General features: G+C 42.7%; 18 protein-coding genes and 1 tRNA gene. 6 read left to right on the plus strand and 13 right to left on the minus strand.

What is annotated here, in order from left to right; genetic code table 11:
* The first annotated feature begins 111 nt into the window (after positions 1-111).
* Complete coding sequence (locus tag AC2VE5_RS11705; protein ID WP_486887921.1) at positions 112-384, plus strand: hypothetical protein; 273 nt, start codon at positions 112-114, stop codon at positions 382-384.
* 184 nt (positions 385-568) lie between these two features.
* Here the strand turns inward: AC2VE5_RS11705 and AC2VE5_RS11710 are convergent, their stop codons facing one another.
* From AC2VE5_RS11710 to AC2VE5_RS11740, 7 genes are all read right to left on the minus strand, one after another.
* The gene (locus tag AC2VE5_RS11710) at positions 569-1522 is read right to left on the minus strand and encodes an NAD-dependent epimerase/dehydratase family protein (RefSeq protein WP_486887922.1); all 954 of its coding nucleotides are present in this window, start codon (positions 1520-1522) and stop codon (positions 569-571) included.
* Between the two features lie 3 nt (positions 1523-1525).
* On the minus strand, positions 1526-2572 hold the full coding sequence (gene hemE / locus AC2VE5_RS11715; protein ID WP_486887923.1) for a uroporphyrinogen decarboxylase: 1047 nt from the start codon (positions 2570-2572) through the stop codon (positions 1526-1528).
* A 61-nt stretch (positions 2573-2633) separates the two neighbouring features.
* Positions 2634-2843: a hypothetical protein gene (locus AC2VE5_RS11720; RefSeq protein ID WP_486887924.1), complete on the minus strand. Its 210-nt coding sequence runs from the start codon at positions 2841-2843 to the stop codon at positions 2634-2636.
* Positions 2843-2941 (minus strand): pentapeptide repeat-containing protein, encoded by a 99-nt coding sequence (locus AC2VE5_RS11725; protein ID WP_486887925.1) that lies wholly within the window; start codon positions 2939-2941, stop codon positions 2843-2845. Before AC2VE5_RS11725 ends, AC2VE5_RS11720 begins: the two co-directional genes overlap by 1 nt.
* Before the next feature lie 24 nt (positions 2942-2965).
* Positions 2966-4087: a fatty acid desaturase gene (locus AC2VE5_RS11730; RefSeq protein WP_486887926.1), complete on the minus strand. Its 1122-nt coding sequence runs from the start codon at positions 4085-4087 to the stop codon at positions 2966-2968.
* A gap of 177 nt (positions 4088-4264) precedes the next feature.
* Positions 4265-5545: a glycosyltransferase gene (locus AC2VE5_RS11735; protein ID WP_486887927.1), complete on the minus strand. Its 1281-nt coding sequence runs from the start codon at positions 5543-5545 to the stop codon at positions 4265-4267.
* Between the two features lie 14 nt (positions 5546-5559).
* A complete protein-coding gene (locus tag AC2VE5_RS11740; RefSeq protein WP_486887928.1) occupies positions 5560-6441 on the minus strand; it encodes a S66 peptidase family protein in 882 nt (293 codons plus the stop codon).
* Between the two features lie 100 nt (positions 6442-6541).
* On the opposite strand from AC2VE5_RS11740, the gene AC2VE5_RS11745 reads away from it, so the two are divergent.
* From AC2VE5_RS11745 to purF, 3 genes are all read left to right on the plus strand, one after another.
* Positions 6542-7303: a sulfite exporter TauE/SafE family protein gene (locus AC2VE5_RS11745; RefSeq protein WP_486887929.1), complete on the plus strand. Its 762-nt coding sequence runs from the start codon at positions 6542-6544 to the stop codon at positions 7301-7303.
* Positions 7304-7393: 90 nt separating this feature from the next.
* Positions 7394-9703: a phosphoribosylformylglycinamidine synthase subunit PurL gene (purL, locus tag AC2VE5_RS11750; RefSeq protein WP_486887930.1), complete on the plus strand. Its 2310-nt coding sequence runs from the start codon at positions 7394-7396 to the stop codon at positions 9701-9703.
* 224 nt (positions 9704-9927) lie between these two features.
* Positions 9928-11373, plus strand: a complete 1446-nt coding sequence (gene purF / locus AC2VE5_RS11755) for an amidophosphoribosyltransferase (RefSeq protein WP_486887967.1) — start codon at positions 9928-9930, stop codon at positions 11371-11373.
* On the opposite strand, the gene AC2VE5_RS11760 is transcribed toward purF, so the two are convergent.
* The 5 genes from AC2VE5_RS11760 to AC2VE5_RS11780 form a co-directional block, all read right to left on the minus strand.
* Entirely contained in the window at positions 11370-11594 is a 225-nt protein-coding gene (locus AC2VE5_RS11760) for a DUF6887 family protein (RefSeq protein ID WP_486887931.1), read from the minus strand. The two genes, purF and AC2VE5_RS11760, sit on opposite strands and share 4 nt — an antisense overlap.
* Positions 11591-11773: a DUF6888 family protein gene (locus AC2VE5_RS11765; protein ID WP_486887932.1), complete on the minus strand. Its 183-nt coding sequence runs from the start codon at positions 11771-11773 to the stop codon at positions 11591-11593. The genes AC2VE5_RS11760 and AC2VE5_RS11765 overlap by 4 nt, the downstream gene beginning before the upstream one ends.
* A gap of 39 nt (positions 11774-11812) precedes the next feature.
* On the minus strand, positions 11813-11971 hold the full coding sequence (locus tag AC2VE5_RS11770; protein ID WP_486887933.1) for a hypothetical protein: 159 nt from the start codon (positions 11969-11971) through the stop codon (positions 11813-11815).
* Positions 11972-12329: 358 nt separating this feature from the next.
* Positions 12330-12947, minus strand: a complete 618-nt coding sequence (locus AC2VE5_RS11775; RefSeq protein ID WP_486887934.1) for a chorismate lyase — start codon at positions 12945-12947, stop codon at positions 12330-12332.
* A 118-nt stretch (positions 12948-13065) separates the two neighbouring features.
* Positions 13066-13147: transfer RNA gene (locus tag AC2VE5_RS11780), tRNA-Leu, on the minus strand.
* A gap of 206 nt (positions 13148-13353) precedes the next feature.
* On the opposite strand from AC2VE5_RS11780, the gene accC reads away from it, so the two are divergent.
* Complete coding sequence (accC, locus tag AC2VE5_RS11785; protein WP_486887935.1) at positions 13354-14709, plus strand: acetyl-CoA carboxylase biotin carboxylase subunit; 1356 nt, start codon at positions 13354-13356, stop codon at positions 14707-14709.
* Between the two features lie 5 nt (positions 14710-14714).
* Here accC and AC2VE5_RS11790 read toward each other — a convergent pair whose 3' ends face one another.
* Positions 14715-15008 (minus strand): YggT family protein, encoded by a 294-nt coding sequence (locus tag AC2VE5_RS11790; protein ID WP_486887936.1) that lies wholly within the window; start codon positions 15006-15008, stop codon positions 14715-14717.
* A gap of 192 nt (positions 15009-15200) precedes the next feature.
* Here AC2VE5_RS11790 and psbX point away from each other — a divergent pair, with 192 nt between their 5' ends.
* A complete protein-coding gene (gene psbX, locus AC2VE5_RS11795) occupies positions 15201-15320 on the plus strand; it encodes a photosystem II reaction center X protein (protein ID WP_009631178.1) in 120 nt (39 codons plus the stop codon).
* Positions 15321-15458: the final 138 nt, after the last annotated feature.

Below are 15458 nucleotides of genomic sequence, written 5' to 3' on the forward strand. Positions count from 1 at the left end.
CTAGCGCTACTGCCAGTGGAGAGAGTGTAAGACCAAAGCGGGGTCGCAAGACCTCCGTAGAGGCGACTGTCCGTGAAGCTGGAAGCCCACACTATATCGGTACTCCGATTAGTGTTGGGTAGTTCACGAGGCTTACCCCAATCTGGTAGACAAGACAAAAAACACGTACAAATAGCAGTGCTTTGTCTTCAAGAGTTTTTAAAAGATATGTGCCAGCAAGAAAAACCACGCTCTGGATTAAAGTTAGTAGAAAGAGTATTAAATAATGCTGTAACCGAAGATGGATTATTTGCTTGGTATCACCATAAAATTCAAGTAGAGTTAGCTATTCCTATCAATACTATTGCTACTCTAACTGAGGAAAAATGGCAAAAGTTTTACTAATAAAGATGGTTGCAAGTAATAGAGCAAATAGAGTTAAAGCGTTCTCGTTATCGTGAAATAGCCCAAGCTATCGTAAGAAGGCAAAAGTTAAACGAGTAGGCGATCGCAAACTAGAATAGTAAAATTCTTTTCAGTGTAAAAGCGATCGCATTTTATACTCAGTTTATCAACGTTTTGCTTAGCCCTATTTACGCGGAACCCCATGTACTCGCAAAACATCGCTAAAAGTAGCACAATAATTCGGTAACCCTAAGCTTTCTGGATTAACTGGGTTTTCGTGACTAAAATGTCTATAAGTTAAACAAAACCTATCCCAAGCTGCCATTTGAATACGAAATAACGGAATCAAAATATTAGCTAAACCTAAAGATAAAGGAATGCGAAAATAAATCTTTTTATTGAGATATTCACAAGCTTCCTCTACTGCTTCATCAGCAGTTATCCGCTTTTGACCTAATACTAATTGCCGCGATTCATCATTTTTGGGTGGGTTGTCAATTAAGTAACTCACAACTTGAGCGACATCCTTACCATGAATAAAATGAAAACTACCATCAGCTTTAAAAAAGCGAATTATATTAATTAACTTCGCAATGTCTAATATTCCCGCCGATAGATGAGAATAAGGTTTAGTCTTATCTCCTCCCAAAACTAAAGTAGGAAAAATTTTAGTTATTTTAGATGCGATTACAGTATTTGCCAATTTCTGAAAACACTCGTACTTAGAACGTATATAATCTGTGCCAATTTCCCCCGCTTCCCTCAGTAACTGGTTGTGACGATCTAATATACTTTCTGTCGAAAAGTAAATAACTTGCTGACAAACTTGGGGGTCGAGCAGATTTATCAATTCAACAGTTTTAGTAACATTGATATCAAATATGTCGTCTCCGCCCCATATGGTAGCTGTGAGTACCGCCGTATCGATAGTTTTGAGTAAATCGGTAAATTGCTCGATTTTACCCATATCACCCTGTAAAACCGTAATTCCCGGACGAGATTGAGTATCTACTTGTAATTTATTGGGATTTCTAACTAGCAAATACAACTCGTGGTCTGTTTGCTCAATTAAAGCTTCTGTAATGTAGTGACCGATGCAACCACTTGCACCAGTCACCAAAATCCGCTTGGGGGTCATAGTTTAGTATTTCAACTGCTTGGCTGTTTCAAAGAAGAAAGCAACATTTTCCTCTGGGGTAGTGGGTAAAACACCATGACCGAGATTGAGAATATGTCCGTAGTTACCAGCTTTTTGCACAGTATCGTAAATGCGATCGCGAATAAATTCTTTAGAACCAAACAACACGCCGGGATCTAGGTTTCCTTGCACTTTCATATCATGCCCCAATCTAGCGCGCGCATCTGCCATGTCTACCGCCCAATCAACCGTTACAATATCAGCGCCTGACTTCGCCATCCGTTCTAATACCCCAGCGCTACCACTAACTAGCAATATTAAAGGTGTATCGGGGTGAGTTTGTTTGACTTGCTCAAAAACGCGCCGTTGATAAGGTAAAGCAAAGGTATCGTAATCTTGGGGGCTAAGTTGACCCGCCCAAGAATCGAACATTTGCACCACTTGAGCGCCGCAGTCAATTTGATAACGAGCGTAAATTGCGATCGCATCGGCTAATTTTGCGAGTAGTTGATGCAGCACCGTAGGATCGGAAAATGCCATGCCTTTAATTGCTGCGTAGGTTTTGGAACCCTTTCCTTCTACTGCGTAAGCAGCTAGTGTCCAAGGAGCGCCCACAAAACCAAGGACGGTTGATTTGTCGCCTACTTCGTTACTTAGGGCTTGCAAAATTGTTTTGATAAAGGGTAGCGATTCTTCTGGTTGCAAGGGACGCAAATTATCAACTTGAGCAGAAGTGCGAATTGGCGATTCGATAATTGGTCCTTTTCCTTCGGCGATATCCATCTCAATGCCTAAGCCAGGTAAAGGAGTAACAATATCAGAAAATAAAATTACGCCGTCTGGTTGAAATGCTTTCCAAGGCTGCAAGGAAACTTCTACGGCTACTTCAGGAATTTCCGATCGATCGCGAAATGATGGGTATTTGTCCCGTAGTTCCCTGTAGGCTTTCATGTAGCGTCCGGCTTGGCGCATCATCCATACGGGGGGACGATCTACTTTTTCACCACGAGCAGCGCGCAAAAGATGGGGAACTTGGGTGGAGACGACCATTTAAAGTTTTACCTTAAGTTTGTTTTATGCTTTTGTTAGCTTATCATTTAGCTTTATCGGTTTAGAAACGAACCCCACCCAGCATAATCAATCTCAACTTTACTGTTTTGACTGCAACCGCATTTAGCGATCGCGTTGCTGCATAGTCACGGGCGAAGGTTTCAAAACTACGCGGTTCTTGAGAAATCGCATCGCGGACACCAAACGAAACTTCCGCCGCCTCATTGCGCCGATAATGGGTGTACTTCTCAATCATGAATGTAGAGGGCATTATAAAATTGCGGTAGAAATTATTGCTTTATTTAACTCTGCATCGCTCAAGTTTGCTCCCGTTAGATCAGTTCCACTCAAATCAGCATCGCTTAACAAGCGCTCTTTCCATCTCGGTTATATTCAGGACACCATATTTGGATCTAGAGCTTTCGATTGGGCAACTTGACGAAATGACTCAACCGATACTAGGCGACTCGATCCACCATCCCACAAAATAAACTTTGAACAGGCAAGCATATCACCGATCCTCAATGTTTTTATGTTTGAGAGCAGGTGAATATTTTTATGATGACAAGCTTCGAGATTGTAATTAGGGATTCTTTCTGAGAGATGATGAATGTTGTGGTAGCCGATGTTTGCGGTAAACCACTTGAGAATTATTGGTAATTCTAGATAGCTGCTGCCCTCAATAGCTCCACTTAAGTAATCCCAACCTTCTGTGTTGTGAGCATAAGAGTCTTCAAAAATATGTTGCACGAAGAAAACCCAGATAAAAATCACCGCAGCAAAAGTCAAGACGCTTAAGTAAATGCTTAAGAAAAAAGCCGCTCCCATAAGATTGCTAAGGATAATAACGCTGCCAACTACGCAAATATTATTAAAGAGCAAATCCCAAAACTCGGTTGCTGTATGCCAATGTTTTGATTTATGAGCAGAGACGATCGTAGATAAACCTATGCCAGGATTGTTTTTCCAACAAGTAAATAGCTCGACAACAAAATCATAAATTCCCACAATTAGGACAAGCCTGGGCTGGAGCGCGAGGTAGAAAAAACCTCCTGGAAAAGCCATTAATGGATGTCTCAGTAGTTCATAAAGCCTTTGGTCAGAGGAATTGAGCTTAGAAAACTCCTCAGTTGAGATAAAGTCAGCAACACCGCGATACTGCTCCCAATTACCATTAATTTTGTGATGGAAGGCATGATCTCTTGACCAGGGATATTGAGGGATGGCGTTAATGATACCGAGAATAAAACCTACACACCTGTTAATCTTCTTTGAATTAAAGAGTGAATAGTGTCCACAATCATGCATTAAAGAAAAGCAACGTACAGAAAACAGCGTCATTAAAATTATGATGGGGGGAAGAAACCAAGCAGAAATTGCTGCCGCTTTAACTGCCAAAAACCATAAAAGTATGTAAGGCACAACGGTATTTAAAATCTGCCAAGTTGCCTGAAAGTCGTTGCTCTTCATGTATGGAGTTAGCACAAAGTCTGACTTTTTGATCGTATTTTTCATTCAAAAAAATTATCTTGTAAAGTAATATGATGAACCTCTTTCTCGATTCGAGCAAGGGTCTTAGGGCCAAAATTCCGATCGCTCTAACCTCTGTCGTTGTAAATAATGCGAGCGCCACAAGCTGATAAGACCGTTACAATCTCCAGATAAAGTGCTTTGCGCGCTAGTTAATATTGATTAATTTGAGCCAGATAATACAGGTTTTCCCGTAGATATCACCTGCTCGATAATATCCGCAGCCTTAGTAAAGCCTCCGGCTTGCTGGTTAGCGGTTTGCAATCTAATAGCATTATTTTGATAAGAATCTTGCCCCAAAACTTGCTCAATCGCCATTCGCAGTTTAGAAGCATTCAAGCCTTGCAGCTTGACCATCTCACCACAACCAGTCCAAACAATACGTGCGGCTACTCCTGGTTGGTCATTAGTAATTGGAATCGCAACCATTGGTACGCCATGACTAATTGATTCTAAAGCCGTATTTAACCCGGCGTGGGTAATCGTGAGACTCGCGCGTTGCAACAATTCTAGTTGAGGCGCATTTCCTACAACTAAAGGCGAACCAGGTAGCTTTGGCACAGATTCCTGAGCAATTCCACCACCTAGAGAAATTACTAATTGTGCATCCAATCCAGCACAGGCTTGGGCGATCGTCTCAAAAACTCCAATTAGGCGATTTTGCAACGTTCCCATCGAAGCATAAATCAACGGTTGACCTGTTAATTTTTCAAAAGGAAATTCAAGTTTCGCCCTAGAAGCTAGGTTGTGGTAAGCGCCAGTAAAATGAAAACATCCCGGCAAATTTTCTCGTGGAAATTCAAACTCCGCAGGCTGCTGGCACAATTGAGCTAATTGCGAATAAGCATCATTTTGCCCATCGTGTGGCGGCAAATTCCATTCGCGTCGATATTGGGCGATAGTTGCCCGAATTGGCTTCCTGATCCGACTTAACAAACGATAACCAATTCTGTTGCGAATTTTCCCCCACCAAGCACGATTGTAGTTCCAAGGAGTGTTAAAAGGAGGAACGCTAACATCGTCGTTCATCATCAAGGCAGCAGACACGCTCATAAAGGGAATACCTAGATAATCTGCAACAGTTCCCCCGGCTGGCAAAATTTGGTCTACTAATAATGCGTCGATACCAGCATTTTTAATTACTTTCGGTGCTTGTTGAAGAAAAATAGCTGTCGATTTTTGGAGATAATTTATTGTGTATTGCAGTGCAGCTAATCCGCTTAATTTTCCCAGTCCTTCAGAAAATTGTGTCATAGTTCCATAGGGATATTCTGACGGCGCGATCGCTTTAAAATCCAATCCTGCTGCATAGGCTTTTTTTTCAGCATCAAGGATTCCCACTACGGTGACTCGATGTCCCCGTCTTTGCAGTTCGTATCCCAAGGTTGTCATCGGATTGAGATGACCTGTTACAGGAGGACAAATAATACCAAAGTGCGTCATGTAAATGTTTATCCTTAAATAGCTAGAATACCTTGCTCTGCGTCTAGTGTTGCTAGTAATCCTACAGGAAGGGCAGCGTTGCAACCATCGTGTCCAAAGCTTAGGTTGGATACTATGGGAATATTCAGGTCGGATAAGCGATCGCGCAATACTTCGCCAGTAGTCATGCTGGGAATATTTGGCGGTGCTTCGCAACGGCTAAATCGTCCTAACGCAATCCCGCTAACTTTTGCCAAAACTCCGCTTAAACGCCATTGAGTTAACAATCTATCTATGCGATAAGGTGCTTCAGTTACGTCTTCCAAGGCTAAAATTACGCCGTCTAAGTTGGGTTGCATAGATGTACCGAGTAAATGGGTAGCTACTGTTAGGTTTGCGGGTAACAGTATCCCTGCCGCAATTCCTCCCCCCCATCCTGTACCTTGGAGTGATGCTAGGGGACGACCTTCTACGAGGTTAAATAAGCGCTCTATTGACCAATCGGGTTCGGAAGCTAAAGTCGTTAATACTGCGCCATGTACGCTCGATTTGCCTTGTCCGTACAAGCTCCACAATAAACAAGTAATATCAGAAAAGCCAATTAGCCATTTATGGTTGTTTCCCCAAGTCCAATTTTCTAAAATTCTGGCGCTACCATAACCACCTCTAGCGCATAAAATACCCTTACATTGCGAATCGTTCCATGCTTCAGATAATTGCTGAGTGCGATCGCGATCTTTCCCGGCTAAGTACCCAAAGCGATCGCCTATACTTTCACTTATTTCTACTTTATAACCATGCGATCGCCATATTTCTACCCCGCGCTCGAAAGCTTCAATCTCTCTTAATGCACCACTAGGAGCAATTACTTTTAATAAGTCTCCTGGTTTTAGTGGTGGTGGCAAGTAACAATTCATACCTTTTGGGCGAAGTCTCGTAGTCCTCAATATAGGCTAGGTTGTTACTAGCAGGAAGTAAAGCCCCAATATTTGTGCGACTTATTACTAAATATTTTTTGTGGAGCAACTAATTTTTCTTTTTATATTTGCATTTTTAGCAGGCTTAATTGATTCTATTGTTGGGGGTGGCGGTTTAATTCAGCTTCCGGCACTTTTAGTTTTTCTCCCTAATACAGCCATACCACTGATTTTTGGTACTAATAAATTATCTTCAATCGCCGGGACATCGGCAGCAGCAATTTATTATTCTCAGCAAGTCCAAATTAATTGGTCAATAGTCTTAATATCAACCACAACCGCATTTATTTTTTCATTTATTGGCGCAAGCACTGTAAGTATTATCAATCCCGCTTTGATGCGTCCCCTCATACTTTTGCTACTTGTATTAGTTGCAATTTTTACTTGGAGTAAAAAAGATTTTGGTTCTCAGCATATTGTCAAAGTTCAAGGAATACAACAAAGTACATATGCGGCAATTATTGGCTCATCACTCGGCTTTTACGATGGTTTTTTTGGACCAGGAACAGGTAGCTTTTTAATTTTTACTTTCATTGGAATATTAGGCTTTGACTTCCTAAAAGCATCCGCCTCAGCCAAAATCGTTAATTTATCTACAAATTTAGCTGCAACTATTTATTTTGCTGCTAACAACCAGATTATTTATAGTATTGCTTTACCAATGGCAATATTTAATATAGTTGGGGCTATTATTGGTGCTAAGTTAGCGATCGCTAAAGGTAGTGCTTTTGTTAGAGTTCTATTTATAGCAGTAGTTTCGCTGTTAATTGTCAAGCTTGCTTACGATCTCTTTTTTAATTGACGGTAATAATTTAGTGATCGCCCATTGCCTTACCTAATAATTGACAATTGTAGATAAAATTGAGCCTGTGCCGTTTTTGCCATAGCCACCATGTCCTTTACCCCCGAAGAAATTGCCACCGAAGGTTTAAAGCCTGAAGAATACACCGAAATAGTCAATCGACTAGGGCGCGAGCCCAACAAAGCAGAACTAGGGATGTTTGGGGTAATGTGGTCAGAACACTGCTGTTACAAAAACTCCCGCCCCTTACTCAAACAATTTCCTACTACTGGAGAGCGCATACTTGTAGGCCCCGGCGAAAATGCTGGCGTAGTAGATTTAGGCGATGGAGTGCAACTAGCTTTCAAAATTGAATCCCACAACCACCCCTCAGCGATAGAACCATTCCAAGGCGCAGCTACAGGCGTAGGCGGCATTCTTAGAGATATATTCACCATGGGGGCGCGTCCCATTGCCTTATTAAACTCTCTGCGTTTTGGCTCTTTAGACGATGTGCGCACTCGGCGGTTGTTTAATGGTGTAGTCTCAGGCATTTCTCACTACGGCAATAGCGTAGGAGTTCCTACCGTTGGCGGTGAAGTTTATTTTGATGCGGCATATTCTGGCAACCCATTAGTAAATGTAATGGCATTAGGCTTGATGCAAACTCCCGAAATAGTCAAGTCTGGAGCCGCAGGGATTGGAAACCCAGTTTTATATGTTGGTTCGACAACTGGACGGGATGGCATGGGAGGAGCAAGTTTTGCGAGTGCGGAACTAAGCGAAGAATCGGAAAAAGACCGCCCCGCCGTGCAAGTAGGCGATCCTTTTTTAGAAAAGTCTTTAATTGAAGCGTGTTTAGAAGCTTTTAAAACTGGCGCAGTCGTAGCGGCGCAAGATATGGGAGCCGCCGGAATTACGTGTTCTACGGCAGAAATGGCGGCAAAAGGTGGGGTTGGGATTGAGTTAGATTTAGACCTAATTCCCGTGCGCGAGAGCGGGATGGTTCCCTACGAATACCTGCTATCGGAATCTCAAGAGCGGATGCTGTTTGTGGCGCATAAAGGGCGAGAACAAGAGTTAATTGAGATATTCCATCGGTGGGGATTGCAAGCAGTAGTTGCAGGTACAGTTATTGCCGAGCCAATTGTCAAAATTCTATTTAAAGGTGAAGTTGCAGCCGAAATTCCCGCCGCAGCTTTGGCAGAAAATACCCCCCTTTATCATCACGAACTATTAACCCAGCCTCCAGAATATGCGATTAAAGCCGCCGCCTGGACAAGCGAAAACTTACCTGCTTGTACTTTAGAAGGCATTGAAATAAAAGATAGTTTCTACTCTTGGCAAGATATTTTAATTACTCTCCTCGATACCCCAAATATTGCCTCTAAGCGCTGGATATACCGCCAGTACGACCACCAAGTACAAAATAATACAGTGTTACTACCTGGAGGCGCTGATGCGGCAGTCATTCGCTTGCGATCGCATAATAAAGGAGTTGCTGCTACAGTTGATTGCAATCCCCGCTACATATATATAGACCCTTACGAAGGCGCAAAAGCCGTAGTCGCCGAAGCTGCCCGCAATCTTAGCTGTGTGGGAGCCGAACCCATTGCAGTTACCGATAATTTAAACTTTGGTAGCCCAGAAAAACCGATTGGCTACTGGCAACTAGCCGAAGCTTGTCGGGGACTTGCGGAAGCTTGCCAAGAACTTGGTACGCCCGTTACTGGCGGTAATGTCTCTCTTTATAATGAAACCCTTGATGCTAATGGCGTACCTCAACCAATTTATCCAACTCCGGTTGTGGGGATGGTGGGTTTAATTGCTGATTTTACTCATATTTGCGGTCAAGGTTGGCAAAATGCCGAAGATTTAATCTACCTATTAGGATGCGATGAGAGTTTAACTCTTGGTTGTTCGGAGTATTTAGCCACCATGCACGGGCTTGTAGCGGGAAAACCACCCCAGGTAAATTTTGACTTAGAGCGCCGCGTCCAAAAGGCTTGTCGTGAAGGAATTGGCAACGGTTGGGTACGCTCGGCTCACGATTGCGCGGAAGGAGGAATTGCCGTCGCCCTTGCGGAATCTTGCATTTCGGGAAACTTAGGGGCGCAAGTCCACGTCTTATCAAATTCTACTTATCGCACTGATGAGATGCTATTTGGAGAAGCCACCGGACGCATTTTAGTTTCTGTCTCTCCCGCCCATACCGAGGCTTGGGAAGCTTATTTGCAACAGCAACTAGGACCTACTTGGCAAAAAATCGGTGTGGTTGCTAATAATGATTGTTTGCAGATTTTTACTACAAGCGATTACGCAAAGCGTAGCGCTAAGAGCGATCGCACTTTAATTGAGGTTACTATCGAGGAAATGGGCAAAGCTTTCTACAATGCCGTCGAACGCCGCCTAAATACTTAGAGCAATTTTGTTGGCAATGAGCATAATTACGTTAATCTTGTAAGTAGAACTTGTTAACGTTTTATTAAGCCTAATTAAAATTTATAAAATAATCTTTTTGAACCCATAAGCAATTTGCCTCATCCAACTGTTTTATCCCCTACAATCTGCATACTTTTCAGGAGTAAAGCCAAAGCATGAACGCCAACTATCCCCCCGTAGAAACTACCAACGATGAGCTAAATATGCCCGAACAGTCAAATCATTCTGCGGATAAGCCAGAGGAAGCTTGTGGCGTATTTGGTGTATTTGCACCAGAGGAAGATGTTGCCAAGCTTACTTATTTTGGCTTGTATGCCTTGCAGCATCGGGGCCAGGAATCGGCGGGAATTGCTACTTTTGATGGCGACAAAGTTCACTTGCATAAAGAAATGGGGCTGGTATCCCAAGTTTTTAACGAAACAATTTTAAATAAGTTGCCTGGAACTTTAGCTGTAGGTCACACTCGTTACTCAACTACTGGTTCTAGCCGGGTTGTAAATGCTCAACCAGCAGTTTTACAAACTAAACGCGGGGCATTAGCATTAACACACAATGGCAACTTAGTCAATACTCCAGCTTTGCGAGAGGAGTTATTGCAGAATAAGCATAATTTACTGACTACCACAGATTCAGAAGTTATAGCTTTTGCGATCGCTGAAGAAATTGATGCAGGCAAAGAATGGTTAGATGGGGCAATTAGGGCGTTTCAACGCTGTCAAGGAGCTTTTAGCTTAGTTATTGGCACACCTGTAGGCATGATGGGCGTGCGCGATCCCAATGGGATTCGTCCTTTAGTAATTGGTACTTTAGACAGCACTCCTCAGCGCTACGTTCTTGCTTCGGAAACTTGCGGTTTAGATATTATTGGTGCTAATTACCTGCGCGATGTAGAGCCTGGAGAATTAGTTTGGATTACCGAGGAAGGATTAGCCTCTTTCCACTGGGCGCAACAGCCTCAGCGAAAGTTGTGTATATTTGAAATGATCTATTTTGCAAGGCCCGATAGCATTATGAATAGTGAAAGCTTGTACAGCTATCGGATGCGAATCGGGCGGCAATTAGCCCAAGAATCTTTTGTAGATGCGGATATTGTCATTGGCGTACCTGATTCGGGTATTCCGGCGGCGATTGGGTTCTCTCAAGAATCAGGCATTACTTACGCTGAAGGACTAATCAAAAATCGTTATGTAGGGAGAACATTTATTCAACCTACGCAAACTATGCGCGAGTCTGGCATCCGCATGAAGCTCAACCCGCTTAAAGATGTATTGGCTGGTAAGCGAGTAATTATTGTTGACGATTCCATTGTACGGGGAACAACTAGCCGCAAATTGGTTAAGGCTCTGCGCGATGCTGGAGCGACGGAGGTACATATGCGCGTATCTTCTCCCCCTGTAACTTACCCTTGTTTCTACGGTATTGATACCGACAACCAAGATCAATTAATTGCTGCTACCAAGTCTGTAGAGGAAATAGCGAAGTTGTTGGAAGTAGACTCACTAGCTTATCTAAGCCATGAAGGTATGCTACAAACAACCAAAGAGGATCCTACTAATTTTTGTTCAGCCTGCTTTAATGGCGATTATCCGATCGCAATTCCCGAAACTGTCAAGCGTTCCAAATTAATGCTAGAGCCAACAAAAGTTTAAACTGCATTATCTTGAGGCTCTGAGCCGTTACTAAAACGTTTGGTGAACTCAGGATAATTTTCCAAGTCTTGCAAAGATTCTATTGCTGGCATCTCAATCCAGGTGGCTTCGGCATGGAGTTTATCTACATACGCATAAAAAGCTTCTTGCTCGTCTCGATGCGCCATAACGTAATCGTGCAAATCTTTTTGGCTCATTGACTGAAAATTGGGCTTGCTCATCTTGTGTAGATCCAATTGCCGTTAGGATATATTTCTATAATATTCTCCTCACCTGCAAAGAAAAAGATATTTCCAGTGCGCTCATCCATCCACACAAGATTGATAGGCAAGTATAGCTTAGTAACCCTCTTATTTTTAACGTAACATGAGCGATCGCCTATAAGTATGCTGTGCTGCAAAGAAGCTGTTAAGCTCCAAATACTATTATATTTGAGTCCTTAACGATGTTTTGGTTGTGGCAAAGTACCTGTAAACTCTCCACCTTCCCACCAAGAGAAATCCACCCATCCCTCATTTTCAGCATCCCGTAACAACTGCCCAGCAATCATTAAAGTATTAATAAACTGCATTTGAGAAATTTCCCAGTGCTTTGCCATCAAATTTAAGATTTTAATATCTACAACTGATGCCAGTTTTTGTTCAAAATCGTTGTAGCTACAAGACAAACAAGGGTAAGTAAATTTGTTGAAGTATGGCTTATACTTCTCTGTCGAATGCGGCTTTCTGTAGTTAGTGAAGCGGATACAGTTATTAAAAAAATCTAGTATCAAAGCTGCATCATATCCCTGAGAATCACAGCCATGAGTGTAATAGTAAAGACAAGTACCTTCCCTATTGAAAGTATGATTGGCATAGAAGGCTCTAGACTTAATAAATCTAGACCTTCAAACTCTGCAAAAATTTGTGCTACTGACATACAAGCCCTAAATATGTCCACCACGAAAGTTTCAACGCTTAAACCTTACTCTCTAACTGCATTGCACCTAAATACTTAGTCAAATAAGGCGAAAATACTTCATATATTAACGTTAATGGCTGCCCGTGATGCCAAAACAAATAATGCCGCCCCCAAAAAGGACCTTTCTGTTCAAAAGCTGATTCTAAAGCCGCACAGTTGCCGTAATAAATCCCTTGTACATCTCTATATAACTCCGTCCGCAGGCGAGTTAAACTAGCCCAAATGGGCAAGGATCGATTTTGTAAATACTCATCTACATGACTTGCTTCCCACCAAGAAGTAGCATAAGCGAGGCGCTGACCAGAAGGAGTCCGCAGCCATACTTGTCTCCTCAATCTTGGTCCTGGTACAGCCTGAATCAAGTCCGGCGCACCATCCAAATCTACACCAATTAAAGACATATCAATTACATCTACTTCCGTAGGTTCCCCCGTCAATAATTGTAAGTGTCTTGTCGGCGAACCATCACCCAATAATAGTAATTGCCAAGCTGGGGCTAATTGAGTGTGCGGTAAGCCTTGTTGCACCTCTGCCTCATTTCCCTGCCATAGAGGTATAAGACTGTGCCAGGTTGTCGGTAAGATTACGCTGTTTGCCGTAGTAATTGCAGTCAATTTTATTTACAAAACTTCATCATCTATCTTAAATATAACAATTCTCTGAAAAAAAGTTGTTTCCCTAACAAAACCAAAGTCCTGAGTAAATTAATACTCAGGACTTTTAACTTTACAATGCGGAAGGCGAGACTCGAACTCGCAAGGGCAAGCCCACACGCACCTCAAGCGTGCGCGTATACCAATTCCGCCACATCCGCACGGGCTGTTGGCATAAACCAATGTAACACCTTTTTGCAAAGAAGAAAATAATTTTGATTTAACGCTACTTGGGACGTTCATTACTCTAGTTTGAAATTAGATTATAATTATTTGGCTCAAAACTACTTGAATATACTTGTTGCAGTTAGCCCTCGAAGGATGGCAACCTAACTGATACAGACATTATTATTATTATTTTTAAAAAATGCAGTTCAACAAAATATTAATTGCCAATCGTGGAGAAATTGCTTTACGCATTCTACGCGCCTGCGAAGAAATGGGTATTGCAACTATTGCCGTACATTCTACCGTTGACCGTCACGCCCTCCACGTCCAACTCGCCGATGAAGCGGTTTGTATTGGCGAAGCTCCTAGTAGTAAAAGTTACCTAAATATACCAAGAATAATCGCCGCCGCTTTAACCCGCAACGCTACGGCTATTCATCCCGGCTATGGCTTTTTAGCAGAAAATGCTCGGTTTGCAGAAATTTGTGCCGACCACAAAATCGCTTTTATCGGACCGACCCCAGAGGCGATGCGGGCAATGGGAGACAAATCCACCGCCAAAGAAACGATGATCGCGGCGGGCGTACCAACCGTACCGGGTAGCGATGGCTTGCTGCAAGACGAAAAAGTCGCCCAAGAAGTGGCAGATGCGATCGGCTACCCGGTGATGATTAAAGCCACCGCCGGAGGTGGCGGACGGGGAATGCGTCTAGTACGCGATCGCACGGAACTAATTAAGCTATTTTTCGCCGCTAGAGGTGAAGCAGAGGCGAGTTTTGGCAACCCAGGACTGTATATAGAAAAATTTGTCGAACGTCCCCGCCATATAGAATTTCAAATTATTGCCGATAATTACGGTAATATTTTGCACCTAGGCGAACGGGATTGCTCGATTCAACGCCGCCACCAAAAACTATTAGAAGAAGCCCCTAGCCCTGCTCTTAGCCCCCAATTACGGGAAAAAATGGGCGCAGCGGCGGTGCGGGCGGCTAAATCAATTAATTACACTGGCGCGGGGACGGTGGAATTTCTTTTAGCACCCAATGGCGAGTTTTATTTTATGGAAATGAATACCCGCATTCAAGTAGAGCATCCAGTAACTGAAATGGTGACAGGATTCGATTTAGTTGCCGAGCAAATTAGAGTTGCTCAAGGGGAAAAATTGCAACAAACCCAAGAGCAGGTAGTGTTACGCGGTCATGCGATTGAATGCCGCATCAATGCGGAAGACCCTGATCGCGATTTTCGTCCCGCACCAGGCAGAATTAGCGGCTACTTGCCACCTGGAGGTCCGGGAGTTCGGATCGACTCCCACGTTTATACCGATTACCAGATTCCGCCTTATTACGATTCGCTAATTGGCAAATTAATTGTGTGGGGAAGCGATCGCCCTAGTGCAATTAAACGTATGAAAAGAGCATTGCGAGAGTTTGCACTTACGGGCGTACCCACTACGATTGGCTTTCACCAAAGAATTTTGGAAACACCAGAATTTTTACAAGGAGAAGTTTACACTGACTTTATCGAAAAAGTCATGTTTCCCCCGCAAGAATAAGCTACTTATTGCAAATGGGCAACCATTCGCAGCAATCCCTGCTGACCGATGAGTATTTCTCTAAGTAAGCTAAAAATACCAATCCAGATAATTGGCGTAATATCAACGCCGCCAATGGGCGGTACTAGCTTCCGCACCGGGACTAAGAAGGGTTCTGTAGTCCAACCAACCAAATTAAATGGCAGGCGATTGAGGTCTACTTGGGGATACCAGCTAAGAACTATACGGAAAATAAACAATAAAATCATCAAACCCAAAAATATCCCCAAAACCCAAGTAGTGATAGTAATAGCACTCATAATTTGTTGTAGCAATCGCCTTCCTCAAGTCAGACAGTCAAAAAATCTTAAAGTTTGTAAATAAACCTATAGTTTATTTTAACGTAATGCTTCTAGGTCAAACAAATGAACCTAGCTGCTAAAAACTTCTTTGCAAGGGTGTAACAGACGATTAAAATTAAAGTGCAGTGTGTAAACAAAGGTTGACAATAAATGACCCCTTCTTTAATGAATTTCTTTTATAGTTTGCTGGCTGGTGCAGTAATTATTGTGATTCCCGCCACCGCTTTTCTAATTTTTATTAGCCAAAAAGATAAAATTGAACGCTCTTAAGCTGCTTGGGAGTCCCGATTGTCGGCTCCCAAATCCTTTACTCAAATAGCAAACAAGCTACTTTTATCCTCGGTACGCCTTCAGGTGTTAAAGACATAAACCGAGGCTTTTTACTTTTCTTTTCTTTACTCGGTTTGC

It is taken from the genome of Aliterella sp. E5.1 (assembly GCF_057473825.1).